Origin of the sequence: Silanimonas sp. (assembly GCF_027531545.1) — a bacterium.
Taxonomy (GTDB): Bacteria; Pseudomonadota; Gammaproteobacteria; order Xanthomonadales; family Xanthomonadaceae; genus Silanimonas.
In genome coordinates this window covers 41,522-57,233 of sequence record NZ_JAPZSC010000059.1, presented here as the reverse complement: position 1 = coordinate 57,233, position 15,712 = coordinate 41,522, and the positions used below count along the sequence as shown (strand labels likewise).

Annotated in this window: 16 protein-coding genes and 1 rRNA gene; 11 read left to right on the top strand and 6 right to left on the bottom strand. The window is 66.9% G+C overall.

All coding sequences use genetic code 11. The features are described from left to right. The 10 genes from rrf to O9280_RS16995 all read left to right on the top strand — a co-directional run. Nucleotides 1-103, top strand: a 5S ribosomal RNA gene (gene rrf / locus O9280_RS17040); the annotation flags it as partial. 285 nt (nucleotides 104-388) lie between these two features. Further along, the gene (locus O9280_RS17035; protein ID WP_298345642.1) at nucleotides 389-763 is read left to right on the top strand and encodes a hypothetical protein; all 375 of its coding nucleotides are present in this window, start codon (nucleotides 389-391) and stop codon (nucleotides 761-763) included. A gap of 7 nt (nucleotides 764-770) precedes the next feature. Next, the gene (atpB, locus tag O9280_RS17030) at nucleotides 771-1,568 is read left to right on the top strand and encodes a F0F1 ATP synthase subunit A (protein WP_298345639.1); all 798 of its coding nucleotides are present in this window, start codon (nucleotides 771-773) and stop codon (nucleotides 1,566-1,568) included. 76 nt (nucleotides 1,569-1,644) lie between these two features. Beyond that, nucleotides 1,645-1,923 carry a F0F1 ATP synthase subunit C gene (gene atpE / locus O9280_RS17025; RefSeq protein WP_297877542.1) on the top strand — a complete coding sequence of 93 codons (279 nt, stop codon included), beginning with the start codon at nucleotides 1,645-1,647 and terminating at the stop codon, nucleotides 1,921-1,923. Nucleotides 1,924-2,030: 107 nt separating this feature from the next. After that, on the top strand, nucleotides 2,031-2,501 hold the full coding sequence (locus O9280_RS17020) for a F0F1 ATP synthase subunit B (RefSeq protein ID WP_298345635.1): 471 nt from the start codon (nucleotides 2,031-2,033) through the stop codon (nucleotides 2,499-2,501). Nucleotides 2,502-2,511: 10 nt separating this feature from the next. Then, entirely contained in the window at nucleotides 2,512-3,039 is a 528-nt protein-coding gene (locus O9280_RS17015) for a F0F1 ATP synthase subunit delta (RefSeq protein ID WP_298345632.1), read from the top strand. A gap of 48 nt (nucleotides 3,040-3,087) precedes the next feature. Next, nucleotides 3,088-4,632: a F0F1 ATP synthase subunit alpha gene (gene atpA / locus O9280_RS17010; protein ID WP_298345629.1), complete on the top strand. Its 1,545-nt coding sequence runs from the start codon at nucleotides 3,088-3,090 to the stop codon at nucleotides 4,630-4,632. 53 nt (nucleotides 4,633-4,685) lie between these two features. Then, nucleotides 4,686-5,549 (top strand): F0F1 ATP synthase subunit gamma, encoded by an 864-nt coding sequence (gene atpG / locus O9280_RS17005; protein ID WP_298345626.1) that lies wholly within the window; start codon nucleotides 4,686-4,688, stop codon nucleotides 5,547-5,549. A gap of 40 nt (nucleotides 5,550-5,589) precedes the next feature. After that, nucleotides 5,590-6,993 (top strand): F0F1 ATP synthase subunit beta, encoded by a 1,404-nt coding sequence (gene atpD / locus O9280_RS17000; protein ID WP_298345623.1) that lies wholly within the window; start codon nucleotides 5,590-5,592, stop codon nucleotides 6,991-6,993. A 27-nt stretch (nucleotides 6,994-7,020) separates the two neighbouring features. Beyond that, nucleotides 7,021-7,446, top strand: a complete 426-nt coding sequence (locus O9280_RS16995) for a F0F1 ATP synthase subunit epsilon (protein ID WP_298345620.1) — start codon at nucleotides 7,021-7,023, stop codon at nucleotides 7,444-7,446. 89 nt (nucleotides 7,447-7,535) lie between these two features. On the opposite strand, the gene O9280_RS16990 is transcribed toward O9280_RS16995, so the two are convergent. Then, the gene (locus O9280_RS16990; RefSeq protein WP_298345617.1) at nucleotides 7,536-8,243 is read right to left on the bottom strand and encodes a hypothetical protein; all 708 of its coding nucleotides are present in this window, start codon (nucleotides 8,241-8,243) and stop codon (nucleotides 7,536-7,538) included. Nucleotides 8,244-8,374: 131 nt separating this feature from the next. Between O9280_RS16990 and glmU the strand changes: the two genes are divergently transcribed. Then, the gene (gene glmU, locus O9280_RS16985; RefSeq protein WP_298345613.1) at nucleotides 8,375-9,742 is read left to right on the top strand and encodes a bifunctional UDP-N-acetylglucosamine diphosphorylase/glucosamine-1-phosphate N-acetyltransferase GlmU; all 1,368 of its coding nucleotides are present in this window, start codon (nucleotides 8,375-8,377) and stop codon (nucleotides 9,740-9,742) included. Here glmU and O9280_RS16980 read toward each other — a convergent pair whose 3' ends face one another. From O9280_RS16980 to O9280_RS16960, 5 genes are read right to left on the bottom strand one after another with little or no spacing between them, the layout of a single operon-like run. After that, entirely contained in the window at nucleotides 9,743-11,053 is a 1,311-nt protein-coding gene (locus O9280_RS16980; RefSeq protein WP_298345610.1) for an ATP-binding protein, read from the bottom strand. It lies immediately after the preceding gene. A gap of 31 nt (nucleotides 11,054-11,084) precedes the next feature. Beyond that, nucleotides 11,085-12,455 (bottom strand): sigma-54 dependent transcriptional regulator, encoded by a 1,371-nt coding sequence (locus tag O9280_RS16975; RefSeq protein ID WP_298345607.1) that lies wholly within the window; start codon nucleotides 12,453-12,455, stop codon nucleotides 11,085-11,087. A 9-nt stretch (nucleotides 12,456-12,464) separates the two neighbouring features. Beyond that, nucleotides 12,465-13,682: an FtsX-like permease family protein gene (locus O9280_RS16970; RefSeq protein WP_298345604.1), complete on the bottom strand. Its 1,218-nt coding sequence runs from the start codon at nucleotides 13,680-13,682 to the stop codon at nucleotides 12,465-12,467. An 8-nt stretch (nucleotides 13,683-13,690) separates the two neighbouring features. Next, entirely contained in the window at nucleotides 13,691-14,998 is a 1,308-nt protein-coding gene (locus O9280_RS16965) for an ABC transporter permease (protein WP_298345601.1), read from the bottom strand. A gap of 13 nt (nucleotides 14,999-15,011) precedes the next feature. Continuing rightward, a complete protein-coding gene (locus O9280_RS16960) occupies nucleotides 15,012-15,695 on the bottom strand; it encodes an ABC transporter ATP-binding protein (protein WP_298345598.1) in 684 nt (227 codons plus the stop codon). Nucleotides 15,696-15,712 lie beyond the last annotated feature (17 nt).

Here is a 15,712-nt window from a genome sequence, read left to right as displayed (position 1 = left end):
ATAGCTGCGTGGAACCACCCGATCCCATCCCGAACTCGGAAGTGAAACGCGCACGCGCCGATGGTAGTGTGCATCCGCATGCGAGAGTAGGTCATCGCCAGGGCCTTACCCAAAACCCCGCCGAGATATCGGCGGGGTTTTCCTTTGCACCAAAGAAAAACATATCCACAACAGCGACAACGAGCGGTGGCGGTGGATACGCCCCGCCAAGCAAGCACCCCTCGAGCTGCTGGGTATGAATCGGTCGCCGTGACGACGCAGGTCGGGGCTGTGCACCGACCGTGAACGCAGGCGTCCCCGAGGCTTCAGGCCGTTGAGGCGCGTTCCGAGGGCATGCTAAACTCCCGCTCCTTATCAGCGGCGTCCCATTCCCGCGCCGGACCGTGTCATGCAAGCCCTCGTCGAAAAGCGTCTGCTGACGAAGGCGGTGTGGTGGCGAGGTCTGGCGGCCCAGGGTGCGGGGGCGTTGCTGGTGGCTCTGGTCTTCGACATGGCGGCGGCTGCGGCTTTTTTCAGCGGCGGGTTCGCGCTTTTGTCGGGTGTTGCGGTTTCGGCGCTCTATGCGCTGCGCGCCGTGGCGCCGAGTGGTTCCGCGGCCATGTACGCGGTGGTGCTCGGAACGGTGCTGAAGTGGATGGTGGTCGCGGCGCTGCTTGTGCTGGCGATGGTGCTGGCGATGCCCAGGGTTCTCCCGGTGTTCGCCGGACTGCTGTTCGCGCAGGTGGCGTTGGTCGTGGCGATGATGACGTTCAAGAGGCAATGAAGCGGCGATGGCAAGCGAAACCCTGACTCCGGCTGGTTACATCCAGCATCACCTCAAGAACCTCGCGATCACCGTCGACGACGGCAGCGCGTTCTGGACGCTGCACGTCGATACGCTGGCCACGTCGATTGTCGTCGGCCTGCTGATGGTCTTCGCCTTCTGGCTCGCGACGCGCAAGGCCACGGCCGGCGTGCCGGGCAAGTGGCAGGCCTTCGTCGAGATCGTGCTCGAATTCGTCGACAAGCAGGCCAAGGACGCGTACCACGGCCCGAGCCGCCTCGTGACGCCCATCGCGATCACCCTGTTCTGCTGGATCCTGGTGCTCAACAGCATCAAGATGATCCCCGCCGACTTCATCGCCATGCCGCTCCATGCGCTCGGCCTCGAATACTGGAAGCCGGTTCCGACCGCCGACCTGAATGCGACCTTCGGCCTGTCGTTCAGCGTCTTCTTCCTGATGATCTTCTTCGCGCTGCGCGCCAAGGGCCTGGGTGGCTTCATCCATGAGCTCTTCACCGCGCCGTTCGGCAAGTGGATGTTCCCGGCCAACCTGCTGCTCAATGCCGTCGAACTGCTGAGCAAGCCGGTGTCGCTGGCCATGCGTCTGTTCGGCAACATGTTCGCCGGCGAAGTGCTCTTCCTGCTGATCTGGGCCTTGGGCGGCGTTGGTCTCGTGGGCGTCGCGGCCTCGAGTCTGCTCGGCCTCGGCTGGATGCTCTTCCACCTGCTCGTGATCCCGCTGCAGGCCTTCATCTTCATGATGCTCTCGGTGGTGTACCTGAGCCTCATGGAAGAAGGTCACTGATTTCGCTGCACCCGATTCTGCCGAATCGTTTTCGTTCCACCCTTTTCCCTTCAACCTTTGTCATCGGAGTAACACCATGGAAACTCTCGCCCTTCTCGCGAACGTCCAGGCCTCGACCGCGCTGGCCATCGGCATCATGATCGGCCTGGCCGCGCTCGGCGCCGGTCTCGGCATGGCCATGATGGCCGGCAAGTTCCTCGAGTCGGCTGCTCGCCAGCCGGAACTGATCCCGGTGCTGCAGGTCCGTATGTTCCTGACCGCCGGCCTGATCGACGCCGCGTTCATCATCACGGTCGGTGTTGCCCTGATGTTCGCCTTCATCAACCCGCTCGCCACCGCTTTCGCGGCGGCCTAAGCGGCGTTGTTCGCGCGGGGGCTCGCCCCCGCGCATGCCGGCCCTGAGCCGGTGATGTTTGCGGGCGCCCCGGATGGGGCGCGCGACTGTTCTTCCAGAGCGAACCCATGAATATCAATCTCACGCTGTTCGCGCAGGCGCTGGCCTTCGCGATGCTGATCTGGCTGATCGCTACCAAGGTGTGGCCGCCGCTGCTTCAGGCCATCGAAGAGCGCCAGAAGAAGATCGCCGAGGGTCTGGCCGCTGCAGAGCGCAGCCAGAAGGACCTCGCGCAGGCGCAGGACAAGGTCAGCGAGGCGCTGAAGGAAGCCCGCGTCAAGGCCAACGAGATCATCGCGCAGGCGGAAGCCCGTGCGGCCCAGATCGTCGATGCCGCCAAGCAGGAAGCGATCGCCGAAGGGCAGCGCCAGAAGGCGTTGGCCGAATCGGAGATCGAAGCCTCGACCTTCCGCGCGAAGGAAACCCTGCGTCGCGAGGTCGGTTCGCTGGCCGTCGCCGGCGCCGAGAAGCTGATCCGTCGCGAAATCGACGCCAAGGCCCATGCGGCCCTGATCGACGAACTCGCCGCGCAGATCTGACGACACGCCCATGAGCCTGGCCCTGACCCTCGCCCGTCCCTACGCCCGCGCCGCGTTCGCGCTGGCCCGTCAATCCGGCGCCCTGCCGGGCTGGTCGGCCGCGCTTTCGGTGTCGGCGCAGCTCGCCGCCGATCCGCGTATCGCCGGTCTTGTCGCGCACCCGGCGCTTGATCGCGCCGAAGCCGCGGGACTGGTGGCGCCGCCGTCGTGCGACGCCGTCTTCCTGCAGTTCCTCGACGTGCTCGCATCGAACGATCGTCTCGCCCTGTTGCCGGAAATCGCCGGCCAGTACGAGCAGCTCCGTGCCGAAGCCGAGCGCGTCGTGCGCGCGAAGGTCACGTCGGCCACGCCGCTGTCGGCCGACGAGCAGTCCAAGATCGAGCAGGCGCTGCGTCGCCGCTTCAACGCCGATGTCGCGCTGGAAACGGCCGTCGACCCGGCGCTGATTGGCGGTGCCGTCATCGACGCTGGCGACGTGGTCATCGACGGGTCGCTGCGCAGCAAGCTGGCGCGCCTCGAAACCGCTCTCACGCATTAAGACTTTCCCTTTCCGCTAACCGGCTCCGGCCGGCAACGAGGCACCCCAATGCAGACGCTCAACCCGTCGGAAATCAGCGAACTCATCAAGCAGCGCGTCGAGAAGGCCAAGCTGTCGGCCGAAGCGCGCAACGAAGGCACCGTCACCTCGGTGTCGGACGGCATCGTCCGCATCCACGGCCTGGCCGACGTGATGCAGGGCGAAATGATCGAGCTGCCGGGCAACACCTTCGCCCTGGCCCTGAACCTCGAGCGCGACTCGGTCGGCGCCGTGGTCCTCGGTGACTACGAGCACCTGCGCGAAGGCGCGGTCGCCAAGACCACCGCCCGCATCCTTGAAGTGCCGGTGGGTCCGGAGCTGCTCGGCCGCGTCGTAAACGCGCTGGGCGAGCCGATCGATGGCAAGGGTCCGATCAACGCCTCGCTGAGCTCGCCGGTCGAGCGCGTGGCCCCGGGCGTGATCTGGCGCCAGTCGGTGGCCCAGCCGGTGCAGACCGGTTACAAGTCGGTCGACAGCATGATCCCGATCGGCCGCGGCCAGCGCGAGCTGATCATCGGCGACCGCCAGACCGGCAAGACCGCGATGGCGATCGACGCGATCATCAACCAGAAGTCGTCGGGCGTGAAGTGCGTTTACGTCGCGATCGGCCAGAAGAACTCGACCATCGCCTCGATCGTGCGCAAGCTCGAAGAGAACGGCGCGATGGCCTACACGACCGTCGTCGCGGCTTCGGCCTCGGAGTCGGCGGCGATGCAGTACATCGCCCCGTACGCCGGTTGCGCGATGGGTGAGTACTTCATGGACCGCGGCCAGGATGCCCTGATCGTTTACGACGACCTGTCGAAGCAGGCCGTTGCCTACCGCCAGATCTCGCTGCTGCTGCGCCGCCCGCCGGGTCGCGAAGCCTACCCGGGCGACGTGTTCTATTTGCACTCGCGCCTGCTCGAGCGCGCGGCCCGCGTGTCGGCCGACTACGTCGAGAAGTTCACCAACGGCGCCGTCAAGGGCCAGACCGGCTCGCTGACCGCTCTGCCGATCATCGAGACCCAGGCCGGTGACGTCTCGGCCTTCGTGCCGACCAACGTGATCTCGATCACCGACGGCCAGATCTTCCTCGAAACCGACCTTTTCAACGCCGGCATCCGCCCGGCCGTGAACGCCGGTATCTCGGTGTCGCGCGTCGGTGGCGCCGCGCAGACGACGATCATGAAGAAGCTGTCGGGCGGCATCCGTATCTCGCTCGCGCAGTACCGCGAGCTGGCGGCCTTCGCGCAGTTCGCTTCGGACCTCGACGAAACCACCCGCAAGCAGCTCGAGCGCGGCCAGCGCGTCACCGAGCTGATGAAGCAGAAGCAGTACGCCCCGATGTCGATCGCGCAGATGGCCCTGTCCATCTACGCCGTCAACGAGGGCTACATGGACGACGTGCCGCTCGCCAAGATCGGTGCCTTCGAGGCCGGCCTGCATGCGCACGCCGCCAACACGCAGGGCGCGCTGATGGACAAGATCGTCAGCTCGGGCGCGTGGGACAAGGAGATCGAAGGCCAGTTCAAGGCCCTGATCGCCGAGTTCAAGGCCACCGGCAGCTTCTGAGCAACGACAACGGGGTAGGGCGCGCGGCCAGCGCGCCCTGACCGGAGGACACCATGGCAGGCGGTCGCGAAATCAAAACCAAGATCAAGAGCGTGCAGAACACCCGCAAGGTGACGCGCGCGCTCGAAATGGTCTCGGCATCCAAGATCCGCAAGGCGCAGGACAAGATGAAGTCCTCGCGCCCGTACGCGCGTCTCATGAAGCAGGTGGTCGGCCACGTCGCCAAGGCGAACGCCGACTACGTGCATCCGTTCATGGCCGAGCGCGCCGACGTCAAGCGCGTGGGCTACATCATCGTCTCCACCGACCGCGGCCTCTGCGGCGGCCTGAACTCGCAGCTGTTCCGCCGCATCCTGGCCGACATGCGCGAGTGGCAGGGCAAGGGCGTGGGCATCGACGTGGTCTGTGTCGGCCAGAAGGCGTCCACCTTCTTCCGCCGTCTGAAGGTCGAGATGCTGGCTTCGGTCACGCACCTCGGCGAGAACCCGCAGGTCGAGCAGCTGATCGGCGTCGTAAAAGTGATGCTGGATGGCTACACGGAAGGCAACATCGACCGCGTCACGCTGTGCTTCAACGACTTCATCAACACGATGACGCAGAAGCCGACCCTGTCGCCGCTGCTGCCGTTGCCGGTGTCGGAGTCGCTGGAAGCGACGCACGACTGGGACTACCTCTACGAGCCGGACGCAAAGACCGTGCTCGACGACGTGATGACCCGCTACGTGGAATCGCTCGTCTACCAGGCGGTGCTCGAGAACCTCGCCTCCGAACACGCGGCCCGCATGGTCGCGATGAAGGCAGCCTCGGACAACGCCACCAAGCTGATCGGCACCCTGAACCTGATCTACAACAAGGCACGTCAGGCTGCGATCACGCAGGAAATTTCGGAAATCGTCGGCGGCGCCGCAGCGGTCTAAGCGGCGCGCCCTCCACCAGCTTTCTTTTGAGGAACCCACCATGAGCCAGGGCAAAGTTGTTCAGATCATCGGCGCCGTCGTCGACGTCGAGTTCCCGCGTGACCAGGTGCCGAAGGTCTACGACGCGCTGAAGGTGCAGGGCACGGAAATCACGCTCGAGGTGCAGCAGCAGCTCGGCGACGGCATCGTGCGCACCATCGCCCTCGGTTCGACCGACGGCCTGAAGCGCAACCTCGTCGCCGACAACACCGGCCACGCGATCTCGGTGCCGGTGGGCAAGGGCACGCTGGGCCGCATCATGGACGTGCTCGGTCGCCCGATCGACGAAGCCGGCCCGATCGCCGCCGACACCTCGTGGGAAATCCACCGCGCTGCGCCGGCCTACGCCGACCAGGCGGGTGGCAACGAGCTGCTCGAAACCGGCATCAAGGTCATCGACCTGATGTGCCCCTTCGCGAAGGGCGGCAAGGTCGGCCTGTTCGGCGGCGCCGGCGTCGGCAAGACCGTCAACATGATGGAACTCATCAACAACATCGCGAAGGAACACTCGGGTCTGTCGGTGTTCGCCGGCGTGGGTGAGCGTACCCGCGAGGGCAACGACTTCTACCACGAGATGAAGGACTCGAACGTCCTCGACAAGGTCGCGATGGTGTACGGCCAGATGAACGAGCCGCCGGGCAACCGCCTGCGCGTCGCGCTGACCGGCCTGACCATGGCCGAGTACTTCCGCGACGACATCGACCCGGCGACCGGCAAGGGCCGCGACATCCTGTTCTTCGTCGACAACATCTACCGCTACACGCTGGCTGGTACCGAAGTGTCGGCGCTGCTGGGCCGCATGCCGTCGGCCGTGGGTTACCAGCCGACGCTGGCCGAGGAAATGGGCGTCCTGCAGGAGCGCATCACCTCGACGAAGACCGGCTCGATCACCTCGATCCAGGCCGTCTACGTTCCCGCGGACGACCTGACCGACCCGTCGCCGGCGACCACCTTTGCCCACCTCGACGCCACCGTCGTGCTGTCGCGAAACATCGCCTCGCTCGGCATCTACCCGGCCGTCGACCCGCTGGACTCGACCTCGCGCCAGCTGGACCCGAACGTCATCGGCGTCGAGCACTACGAGACCGCGCGCAAGGTGCAGGCAACGCTCCAGAAGTACAAGGAGCTGAAGGACATCATCGCGATCCTCGGCATGGACGAGCTCTCGGAAGAAGACAAGCAGGTCGTGTCGCGCGCCCGTAAGGCCGAGCGCTTCTTCTCGCAGCCCTTCCACGTGGCCGAAGTGTTCACCGGCTCGCCGGGCAAGTACGTCACGCTCAAGGAAACGATCCGCGGCTTCCGCATGATCGTCGAGGGCGAGTGCGACCACCTGCCGGAGCAGGCCTTCTACATGGTCGGCGGCATCGACGAAGCCTTCGAGAAGGCCAAGAAGATGGCGGCCTAAGGCCGCCGTCCTCAAGGGAGCATTGGCATGAGCACCACCATCCGCTGCGACATCGTCAGCGCCGAGAAGGAAATCTTCCACGGCGACGCGACTCTGGTCGTGGCCACTGGCGAACTGGGCGAGCTCGGCATCGCTCCGCGCCATGCGCCGCTGATCACGCGCATCAAGCAGGGCAAGGTCGTCGTGACCCAGCCGAACGGCGAGAAGCTCGACTTCTATGTGTCGGGCGGCATCCTCGAGGTGCAGCCGCAGGTCGTCACCGTGCTCGCCGACACCGTCGTGCGCGCCGACGACCTCGACGAGGCCGTGGTGAAGAAGGCCAAGGAAGAAGCCGAGCGCATCCTGGCCAACCGCAGCGAGGCGATGGAAATCGCCGAGGCGCAGGCCAAGCTCGCCGAAGCCATGGCGCAGCTGCAGGCGCTGGAGCGTCTGCGGAAGAACCTCAAGCACTGACGCGCCGTCCGCCGCCTTTCCGCGGGAAGACAGCACGCACGAAACGCCGGCCCCCGAGGCCGGCGTTCTCGTTTATGAAGCCCGCGCCATCAATCACTGGCTAGTTGGAGCGAGCGGATCGTTTCCGCCGCCGCCAGCAACTGCCGCTGATTCTCGATCGTGCGGTCGAAGAACCCCAGCAGTTCGCGGCGATGGAGCTGCATCTCCCGACGTTCATTCTCGGACCACCGGCCATCGGCAGCGGCTCTGACGTACATCGGGCGTACTTCCCTCTCGTACTCGGTTGCCAGAAAGGTGAACCGGTCATTGAGCTCAAGCAAGCCGGCCCACCTGGCCAAGGCGAGACGCAACTCCCGATCGCTGACGATGATGGCGTTGCCGCTTCGCACCATCGCCTGCGCGTTCCCCATCTCGGGGTCGAATCCAGCCCAATCGACGCTCCGCAGCGACTCAGTCATCTGGGCATCGGTCAATGCCATCAGTTCCTCGACAGTGAGACTCTCCAGCACCGCGAGCTGCCTGCGCGACGCTTGGTTTGTCGCGAGGTCCGCTCGCAGAATCCGGATGTTTGACTCGAACTCCGCAGCGATGTCCTCTTGGATCTCGCGTTCAACCCGCCGCTCCTCACGAGCAGACCACCACGACTCCGCTGCCAAGGCAACGAAAACACCGACCACGATGACGGCGAACTCCCGGAGCCAACTCACGATTGAGCGCTTCGAAATGGTCTCGCCCTCCGAATCCTGCCGGAAGGAGCCGAGGACAAGAAGCCACTCTTTGATGGACTTTCCCGGCATGAGCAACCCTCTTTGTCGACTGGATACTGCAGAGTTTATTCGATGGTCGAGCTTTGCTAGCTTCCCCCACGCCGGGGTCGCCCAAGTGTTGAGGCGAGTACAATCACGGCGTCTCAGGAGGACTGATCTGCATGAGCCCCTCACTCCACGTTGTGATCCTCGCCGCCGGCGAAGGCAAGCGCATGAAGTCGCCGCTGCCCAAGGTTCTACAGCCGATCGCGACGCGCTCCATGCTCGGCCACGTCATCGACACGGCGCGCGCGCTCGGCGCGGCACGCATCCACGTGGTCTACGGTCATGGAGGTGAAGCGGTGCGCGAGGCCTTCAAGGCCGACGCCGACCTGGCGTGGGTGGAACAGGCGGAGCGCCTCGGCACCGGCCATGCGGTGCAGCAGGCGGTCCCCGGCCTTCCCGACGACGCGCGCGTGCTCGTTTTGTATGGGGACGTCCCCCTCGTCCGCGCCGAGTCGCTGCGTCCGCTCGTGGCCGCCGACGGTGCGCTAGCGGTGCTGGTGGCCGAGCTCGTCGATCCGACGGGCTATGGGCGCGTGCTCATCGACGCGGAAGGTCGCGTGCAGGCGATCGTCGAGCAGAAGGACGCCACGCCGGAGCAGCGCGCCGTGCGCACGATCAACACCGGCCTGATTGCCGCCGAGGGCTCGGCCCTGAAGCGGTGGTTGGCGAATCTGCGCAACGAAAACGCGCAGCGCGAGTACTACCTGACGGATGTGTTCGCCATGGCGGCTGCGGAAGGGCGTCCCGCTGCGGCCGTGCGCGTGGACGACGCGGGCGAGGTGGAGGGTGCCAACGATCCGTGGCAGCTGGCTCAGCTCGAGCGCGCCTACCAGCGTCGCTGCGCGAAGACGCTCTCTGAGCAAGGCGTCCAGTTCGCCGATCCCTCGCGTTTCGACCAGCGCGGCACGGTCGTGGTGGGACAGGGCGTGCGCATCGATGTCGACGTGATCCTCGAAGGCCGTGTCGTGCTTGGGGATGGCGTGGTGGTCGGCCCGTTCTGCCGCCTGAAGGACGTCACCCTCGGTGCCGGCACCGTCGTCGCCGCACACAGCGACCTCGAAGGCGCGGTGACCGAGCCGAACTGCACCATCGGCCCCTTTGCGCGCCTGCGCCCCGGCACGCAGCTCAGCGAGGGCGTGCACATCGGCAACTTCGTCGAGACGAAGAAGACCACGATGGGCAAGGGCAGCAAGGCGAACCACCTCACGTACCTCGGCGACGCGGTGATCGGCGCCAAGGTGAACGTCGGCGCCGGCACCATCACCTGCAACTACGACGGCGTGAACAAGTGGGCCACGACGATCGGCGACGGCGCCTTCATCGGCAGCAACAGCTCGCTGGTGGCGCCGGTGACGATTGGCGCGATGGCGACGATCGGCGCAGGTTCGGTGGTGACCAAGGACGCACCGGAAGGGCAGCTCACCGTGGCGCGCGGGAAGCAGGTGAGCATCGCCGCGTGGCAGCGACCGTTGAAGAAGGCCTGATCAGCCCGGCAGCACCAGGCTGACGCACAGCCCGCCGCCCTCGCGGTTGGCGAGGCCGATGCGTCCGCCGTGCGCCTCGATGATCTCGCGCACCAGCGCGAGCCCGAGGCCGGTGCCGCTGCGCTTCGTCGAATAGAACGGCACCAGCGCATTGGCCATCACGGCTTCGCTCATGCCGGTGCCGCGATCGAGCACCTCGATGCGCCAGTCGCCGCCGAGGTGGCGCAGGCGCATCCGCACATCGGCTTCGGGTGGGCAAGCCTCGTGCGCGTTCTTCAGCAGGTTCAGCAGGGCCTGCTCGAACTGCGCGCCGTCGACGCGCAGCGGCTCCTGCGGCACCTCGCCGTCGAGGACGAACGCGATCTGGCTCTGCAGGCGCTCGACGAGCACCGCGGGGTCGTGGGCTTCGATGCGCGGCTGCGGCAGCTTGGCGAAGCGCGCGTAGTCACGCAGGAAGCCATCGAGATGTCGGGCGCGTTCCTCGATGGTGGCGAACACCGTGGGCAGCTTCTCGATCTGGCCGCGGCGCGCTAGCTCCGCGCCGCTGTGCGCGAGCGAGGCCATCGGTGCCAGTGAGTTGTTGAGCTCGTGGCTGATGACGCGGATGACCTTCTTCCAGGTCTGCACTTCCTGCCGGCGCAGTTCGGTGGTGATCTGCCGAACCAGCAGCAGGGTGTGCGCCCGGCCGTTCAGGCGAAAGGCGGACGTGGCGAGGTGATAAACGTCGTCGTCTTCGCCATCACCGGTGCTGAACACGCCCGCCGCGCCGTGGCGGAGAGCTTCCGACAAGGCATCGTCGCGTGCGTCGAGCAGGCCGTGCAGTGCGTGCCCATCGAGGCGGCGGCCCTCCGCCAGCAGCTTGCGCGCCGCGACGTTGGCGAAGACCACGTGCTGCTGTGCGTCGAGCAACAGCATGGCCACCGGCGTGTTCTGCACCATGGTGTCGAGCAGCAACTCGCGCTGTACCAGCTGGAGTTGCTTCTCGCGAAGCGCCTCGCCGATCGCGTTGTGGCCGGCGACGAGGTCGCCGAGCTCGTCGTTGCGCGGCCACCGCAGGCCGAAGCTGTAGTCGCCGTCGCGGTAGCTGAGCGCGGTGCCGGTGAGGGCCCGGATCAGCGAGCGCACCGGCGACAGCCAGGCGCCGAGCAGCCAAAGCAGCACGAGGCCGCTCGTGATCACGGCGATGGCGCCGGCCAGCAGGGCGTCGCCGAGCCACGCTTGCAGCGCCAGTGCCAGCGCGATGCCGCCCGCGAGCACGGGCAGCACGCGAAGCGCGAACTGGCCCGCGAGCGAGCACCGCCAGCGCGTCACGACGGCGCCGCCTCGGACGCGGGCGAGCCGCTCACGACGCCGACTCGCGGTCGATGCCGAGCCGCTCGAGCCGCCGATACAGCGCCTGGCGCGAGAGACCGAGCTCGGCCGCCGCTTGCGCGAGCACGCCGCGATGCCGCTTCAGCGCGGCTTCGATGCTGGCGCGATCCGGTTCGTCGGCATCCATCGGGGCGTCGTTGCCACGAGCGGCTGCGCCGGTGGCGAAGGCCGGCAGCCCAAGGTCGTTGGAGGTGATCGTCGGCGAGGACGACAGCAAGGCCGCGCGTGCAATCGTGTTCTTCAACTCGCGCACGTTGCCCGGCCAGGCGTGCGCACGCAGCGCGCGGCGTGCGCCGTCGTCAAGCGTCTTGCCGCTGCCGGCGAGGAAGTGCTCCGCCAGCGGAATCACGTCGAGCGGCCGTTCCGCCAGCGGCGGCACGCGCAGCTCGATGAGATTCAATCGGTAGTAGAGGTCCTCGCGGAAGCGGCCGTCGCGGATCATCGCGGCGAGGTCCGCATTGGTCGCGCTGATGACGCGCACCTTGACCTGCCGCTCGCGGTTGCTGCCGAGGCGTTCGAAACGACCCGTCTCCAGCACGCGCAGCAGTTTCATCTGGCCTGCCGCCGGCAGGTTGCCGATTTCATCGAGGAACAGCGTGCCGCCGTCCGCGGCTTCGAACTTGCCCTCGCGGGCCTTGGTGGCGCCGGTATAGGCACCGGCATCGGCGCCGAACAGCTCGGCTTCGATCAGCTCGGAGGGCAGGGCGCCGCAATTGAGCGTCACGAAGGGTCCGCTGCGCACCGCGGAATTCGCCTGCAGCACGTCGGCGATCTTTTCCTTGCCGCTGCCATTCGGGCCGGTGATCAACACCGGCACGTCCGCACCCGCCACCTGCGTGGCGACCTGCAGCACGCGCTCCATCGCCGGGTCGGCGTAGACGATGCCGCGCAGCTCGAAGCGGCCGTCGAGCCCGGCGCGGCGGCGGCGATCGGCGCCGGCGAGCTGTTGCAGCGCGCGGCGCGTGTCGGAAAGCTCCAGCAGGTTGCGCACGCTGGCCAGCAGCTTGTGGTCGTCCCACGGCTTGCCGAGGTAGTCGGCCGCGCCGGATTTCATCAGGCTCACGGCGGTTTCCACCTGCGTCCACGCGGTGAGCAGGATCACCGGCATGTCCGGGTGGCGACGACGGATCTCGTGGAACAGCGCGATGCCTTCCTCGCCCGACGTGGTGTCGGCGGTGAAGTTCATGTCCTGCAGCACGAGGTCGATAGGGTGCGCGTCGAGCAGGGCAAGTCCGTCCTCGGGGCTTTCGGCGCCGAGGACGGTGAGGCCGTGCAGGTCGAACAGCACATCGAGTGCCGTGCGCACGCCGGCGTTGTCGTCGATGACGAGAAGGGTGGGCATGGGCGGAGTTTAGGCGCTCCGCGTGGCCACCGCCGGCGGCACCGAGGCGGCGCGCAAGGCGGGGCCGAGCACGGCGGCGATGCCGAGCACGAGCAGCACCGCCGAGCCCAGCCCGAGATACCCCAAGGGCAGCTTCGGCAACTCGAGCTGGTCCATCATCAAGGCATTGAGGCCCAGTGCGAACCCGCAGCCCACCACGATGCCGATGCCCGTGATCATCACGTTCTCGGTCACGAACAGGCGCAGGATGTCGACGCGGCGCGCGCCGAGCGCGCGACGCACGCCGATCTGCTTGCGGCGCTGGTTCACCCACAGCGAGGCCAGGCCGACGATGCCGCTCGCCGTCATCACCAGCAGCAGGGCGACGACCACCAGCAGGCCGTTGACCAGCGTGTGCTCGCCGCCGTAGCGGTCGGCGCGGGTCTCGGCCATTGCCTCGTTGTAGGACACCATCCGCCCCGGCACCTGGGCCAGAAGCGTGGCTTCGGCCTCCTTCATCACCCGGTCAAGTTGCCCGGGCGCCGTACGCACCGCGTAGATGTTGTAGCGCTGGCGTTCGACGACGGGGAACAGCACGGCATTGCTGCCATCGTTCCATCCGCGACCCCAGGGGGACACCAGCGTCTCGACCACGCCGATGACCTCGATCGGCACGCTTGCCGAGCCCTCGTAGAAGCTCTTCCCGACCACAGCGCTTGCATCCGGCCAGAGCGCGCGCGCGAGGCCCTGCGTGATCACGGCGACCCTCGGTGCGGGCTGGCCCGGCAGCGTACGGTCGACCTCGATCATCGCATCGGCACCGAAGGACCGACCCTCGGTCAGACGAAGCGGCCAAGCCTTGAAGGCCTCGGCATCGACCATGTAGTTCGTCGCGATGACATAGTCACCCGACGGGTCCGGCTGGCGCTGGTAGCCGTTGTTGCTGCCGGACTGCATCAGTGGCACCTGGCTCACCCAGGCGGCGGCCTCGACCCCGGGCAGGGCGCGCAGGTGGCCGAGATCGTTGTCGACCACGCCATCCCCCAGCTTGGCCTCGCGATCGATCACTGCGAGGTGGAAGGTGTTGGCCTCGTCCAACCCGCTGGGGCGCTTGGCTTCGCGCAGGCGGTCGTCGATGACGCTCAGGGCGTTGGTCAGGATGGCGAGGGTGAGGGCGATCTGCAGCGCGATCAGCAGGACGCCGGTCTTGCTGCGCAGCATGGCCGAAAGAATGGGGCGGAGTTCCATGGCGGGCCTCACTGGCTCTTCAATTGCAGGGCGGGGCGCACCGTGCAGGCGCGCCAGGTGGGCAACAGGCCGGCCACGAGCGCGGCCAGCACCGACAGCACGACGCTGCTTGCCAGCAGGCCAGGGTCCATCCGGTAGAAGTCTTCGGCGCTTGCGGTCGCCCGGCCCACCAGATGCACCCCATACCAGGCCAGTGCCGCGCCCAGCACGGCCCCCACGGCGCCGACCACCCCGGCTTCGGTGAGGTACTGCTGGAAGATCTGGGCGCGGGTGGCGCCGAGTGCGCGACGCACGCCGATGTCGCCGTGGCGCGCGGTGAACTTGGCCAGCATCAGGGTCATCAGGTTCACCAGGCAGACGCCGAGGAAGCCGAAGGCCAACCAGCTCGACAGGCGCTGGTCGTTGCCGACGACGCCGGCTTTCTCCAGATGCGCCATCAGGGGCAGCAATGCGACGTTGGGTGGGCGCGGCATGCGGCCGAGTTTCTTCTGCTCGGCCACGTAGGCCGAGAGGTAGTCGCGGTAGGCCCGCACCTGGTCGGTATCGTCCAGTTGCACCCAGTACTGCAACCAGGTGCACTCGGAGTCCAGAAAGCCCTGGTAGCCCGGCTCGGGGACACTTTGGCAGTTGGTCGTGCCGTTGTTGCTGTACTCGAACTGCACGGCAGTGCTGAACGGAATCCACAGCTGCTGGGGGCGGCCGGTGGCGCTGCTGCCATACACGCGGATGTAGTTCGGCACCGGCTGCCAAAGGCCCATGACGCCGGTGATGGTGTAGTAGCGCGCGTCAAGACGGATGCGCTGGCCCACCGCCTTGCCGCCAGGGAACAGGCGTTGCGCAAGGTCTTGCCCGATCACGGCGACCTTCGCGGCGTTGGCGTCGTCCTCGGCGCTCCAAGGGCCGCCTTCGACGAAAGGTACGTCGAACATGGCGAAGGCATCGCGCGTGGCCGTCATGCCGTCCTCGAAGAAGGGCTGAAGATCATCACGGCCGCTGTCGACCGCGGGGGCGATGCCGAACAGCACGGTCTGCCGCGTGCCCTTGGCGTCGCGCAGCAGATTGCGGGCATCGATGTAGCCCAGTTGGAAGTCGGGCTCGTCACCGGCGGTGTAACTTTCCAGCGGCCGCGCATCCAGGCGTGGCACGAACAGCTTGCCGCTCATCTGTGGCACAGGGTCGCCCGAGAGCGCCAGCAGCAGGGTCAGGCTGGTCATGCTGGTGCCGATGCCGACGGCGAGGATGAGCACCATCAGTGCGGTGAGCACCGGCGCGCGGCGCAGGCTCTTGAGGCCAAGCTTGAGGTGGTAGCGGAACATTGCGTCGGACTCCTCAGGCCGCGGCGAGGCGCTGCAGGTCGACGACCTGGCCATCGACGATGTGGATGTTGCGCTGCGCGCGCGCGGCGAGCTCCGGGTCGTGCGTCACCATCACGATGGTGGTGCCCTCGGCGTTGATCTGCTCGAGCAGCTCCATCACGCCGCGGGCCATCTGCGTGTCGAGGTTGCCGGTCGGTTCGTCGGCGAGCAGCAGGCGCGGGCTGCCGGCGAGCGCGCGGGCGATGGCGACGCGCTGCTGCTGGCCGCCGGAGAGTTCGGCCGGATAGTGCTTCATGCGCGAGGCGAGGCCCACCTTGGCCAGTGCCTCCTCGATGCGCTGCTTGCGCTCAGGCCCCTTGAAGCCGCGATAGCGCAGCGGCACGTCGACGTTGTCGAACAGGTTGAGATCGGGGATCAGGTTGAAGCCCTGGAAGATGAAGCCGAGCTTCTCGTTGCGCAGGCGCGAGCGCTGGTTGTCGTCGAGCCCGCGGACATCGACGCCATCGAGGTGGTACTCGCCGCCGGTGAACTCCTCGAGCAGGCCGGCGATGTTGAGGAAGGTGGTCTTGCCCGAGCCCGAGGGCCCGGTGACGGCGACGAACTCGCCTTCGCGAACGGCCATGTCGATGCCGCGCAGAGCGTGGGTCTCGATCATGTGGGTCTGGTAGACCTTGGAGAGCTGTTTCATCGTAAGCATGTGGGGTTCCGTCGGAA

Bases quoted from the DNA above. Each gene is read 5' to 3' on its own strand.
- O9280_RS17035 (WP_298345642.1), top strand. From the start codon at position 389: ATGCAAGCCCTCGTCGAAAAGCGTCTGCTGACGAAGGCGGTGTGGTGG.
- atpB (WP_298345639.1), top strand. From the start codon at position 771: ATGGCAAGCGAAACCCTGACTCCGGCTGGTTACATCCAGCATCACCTC.
- atpE (WP_297877542.1), top strand. From the start codon at position 1,645: ATGGAAACTCTCGCCCTTCTCGCGAACGTCCAGGCCTCGACCGCGCTG.
- O9280_RS17020 (WP_298345635.1), top strand. From the start codon at position 2,031: ATGAATATCAATCTCACGCTGTTCGCGCAGGCGCTGGCCTTCGCGATG.
- O9280_RS17015 (WP_298345632.1), top strand. From the start codon at position 2,512: ATGAGCCTGGCCCTGACCCTCGCCCGTCCCTACGCCCGCGCCGCGTTC.
- atpA (WP_298345629.1), top strand. From the start codon at position 3,088: ATGCAGACGCTCAACCCGTCGGAAATCAGCGAACTCATCAAGCAGCGC.
- atpG (WP_298345626.1), top strand. From the start codon at position 4,686: ATGGCAGGCGGTCGCGAAATCAAAACCAAGATCAAGAGCGTGCAGAAC.
- atpD (WP_298345623.1), top strand. From the start codon at position 5,590: ATGAGCCAGGGCAAAGTTGTTCAGATCATCGGCGCCGTCGTCGACGTC.
- O9280_RS16995 (WP_298345620.1), top strand. From the start codon at position 7,021: ATGAGCACCACCATCCGCTGCGACATCGTCAGCGCCGAGAAGGAAATC.
- O9280_RS16990 (WP_298345617.1), bottom strand. From the start codon at position 8,243: ATGCCGGGAAAGTCCATCAAAGAGTGGCTTCTTGTCCTCGGCTCCTTC.
- glmU (WP_298345613.1), top strand. From the start codon at position 8,375: ATGAGCCCCTCACTCCACGTTGTGATCCTCGCCGCCGGCGAAGGCAAG.
- O9280_RS16975 (WP_298345607.1), bottom strand. From the start codon at position 12,455: ATGCCCACCCTTCTCGTCATCGACGACAACGCCGGCGTGCGCACGGCA.
- O9280_RS16970 (WP_298345604.1), bottom strand. From the start codon at position 13,682: ATGGAACTCCGCCCCATTCTTTCGGCCATGCTGCGCAGCAAGACCGGC.
- O9280_RS16965 (WP_298345601.1), bottom strand. From the start codon at position 14,998: ATGTTCCGCTACCACCTCAAGCTTGGCCTCAAGAGCCTGCGCCGCGCG.
- O9280_RS16960 (WP_298345598.1), bottom strand. From the start codon at position 15,695: ATGCTTACGATGAAACAGCTCTCCAAGGTCTACCAGACCCACATGATC.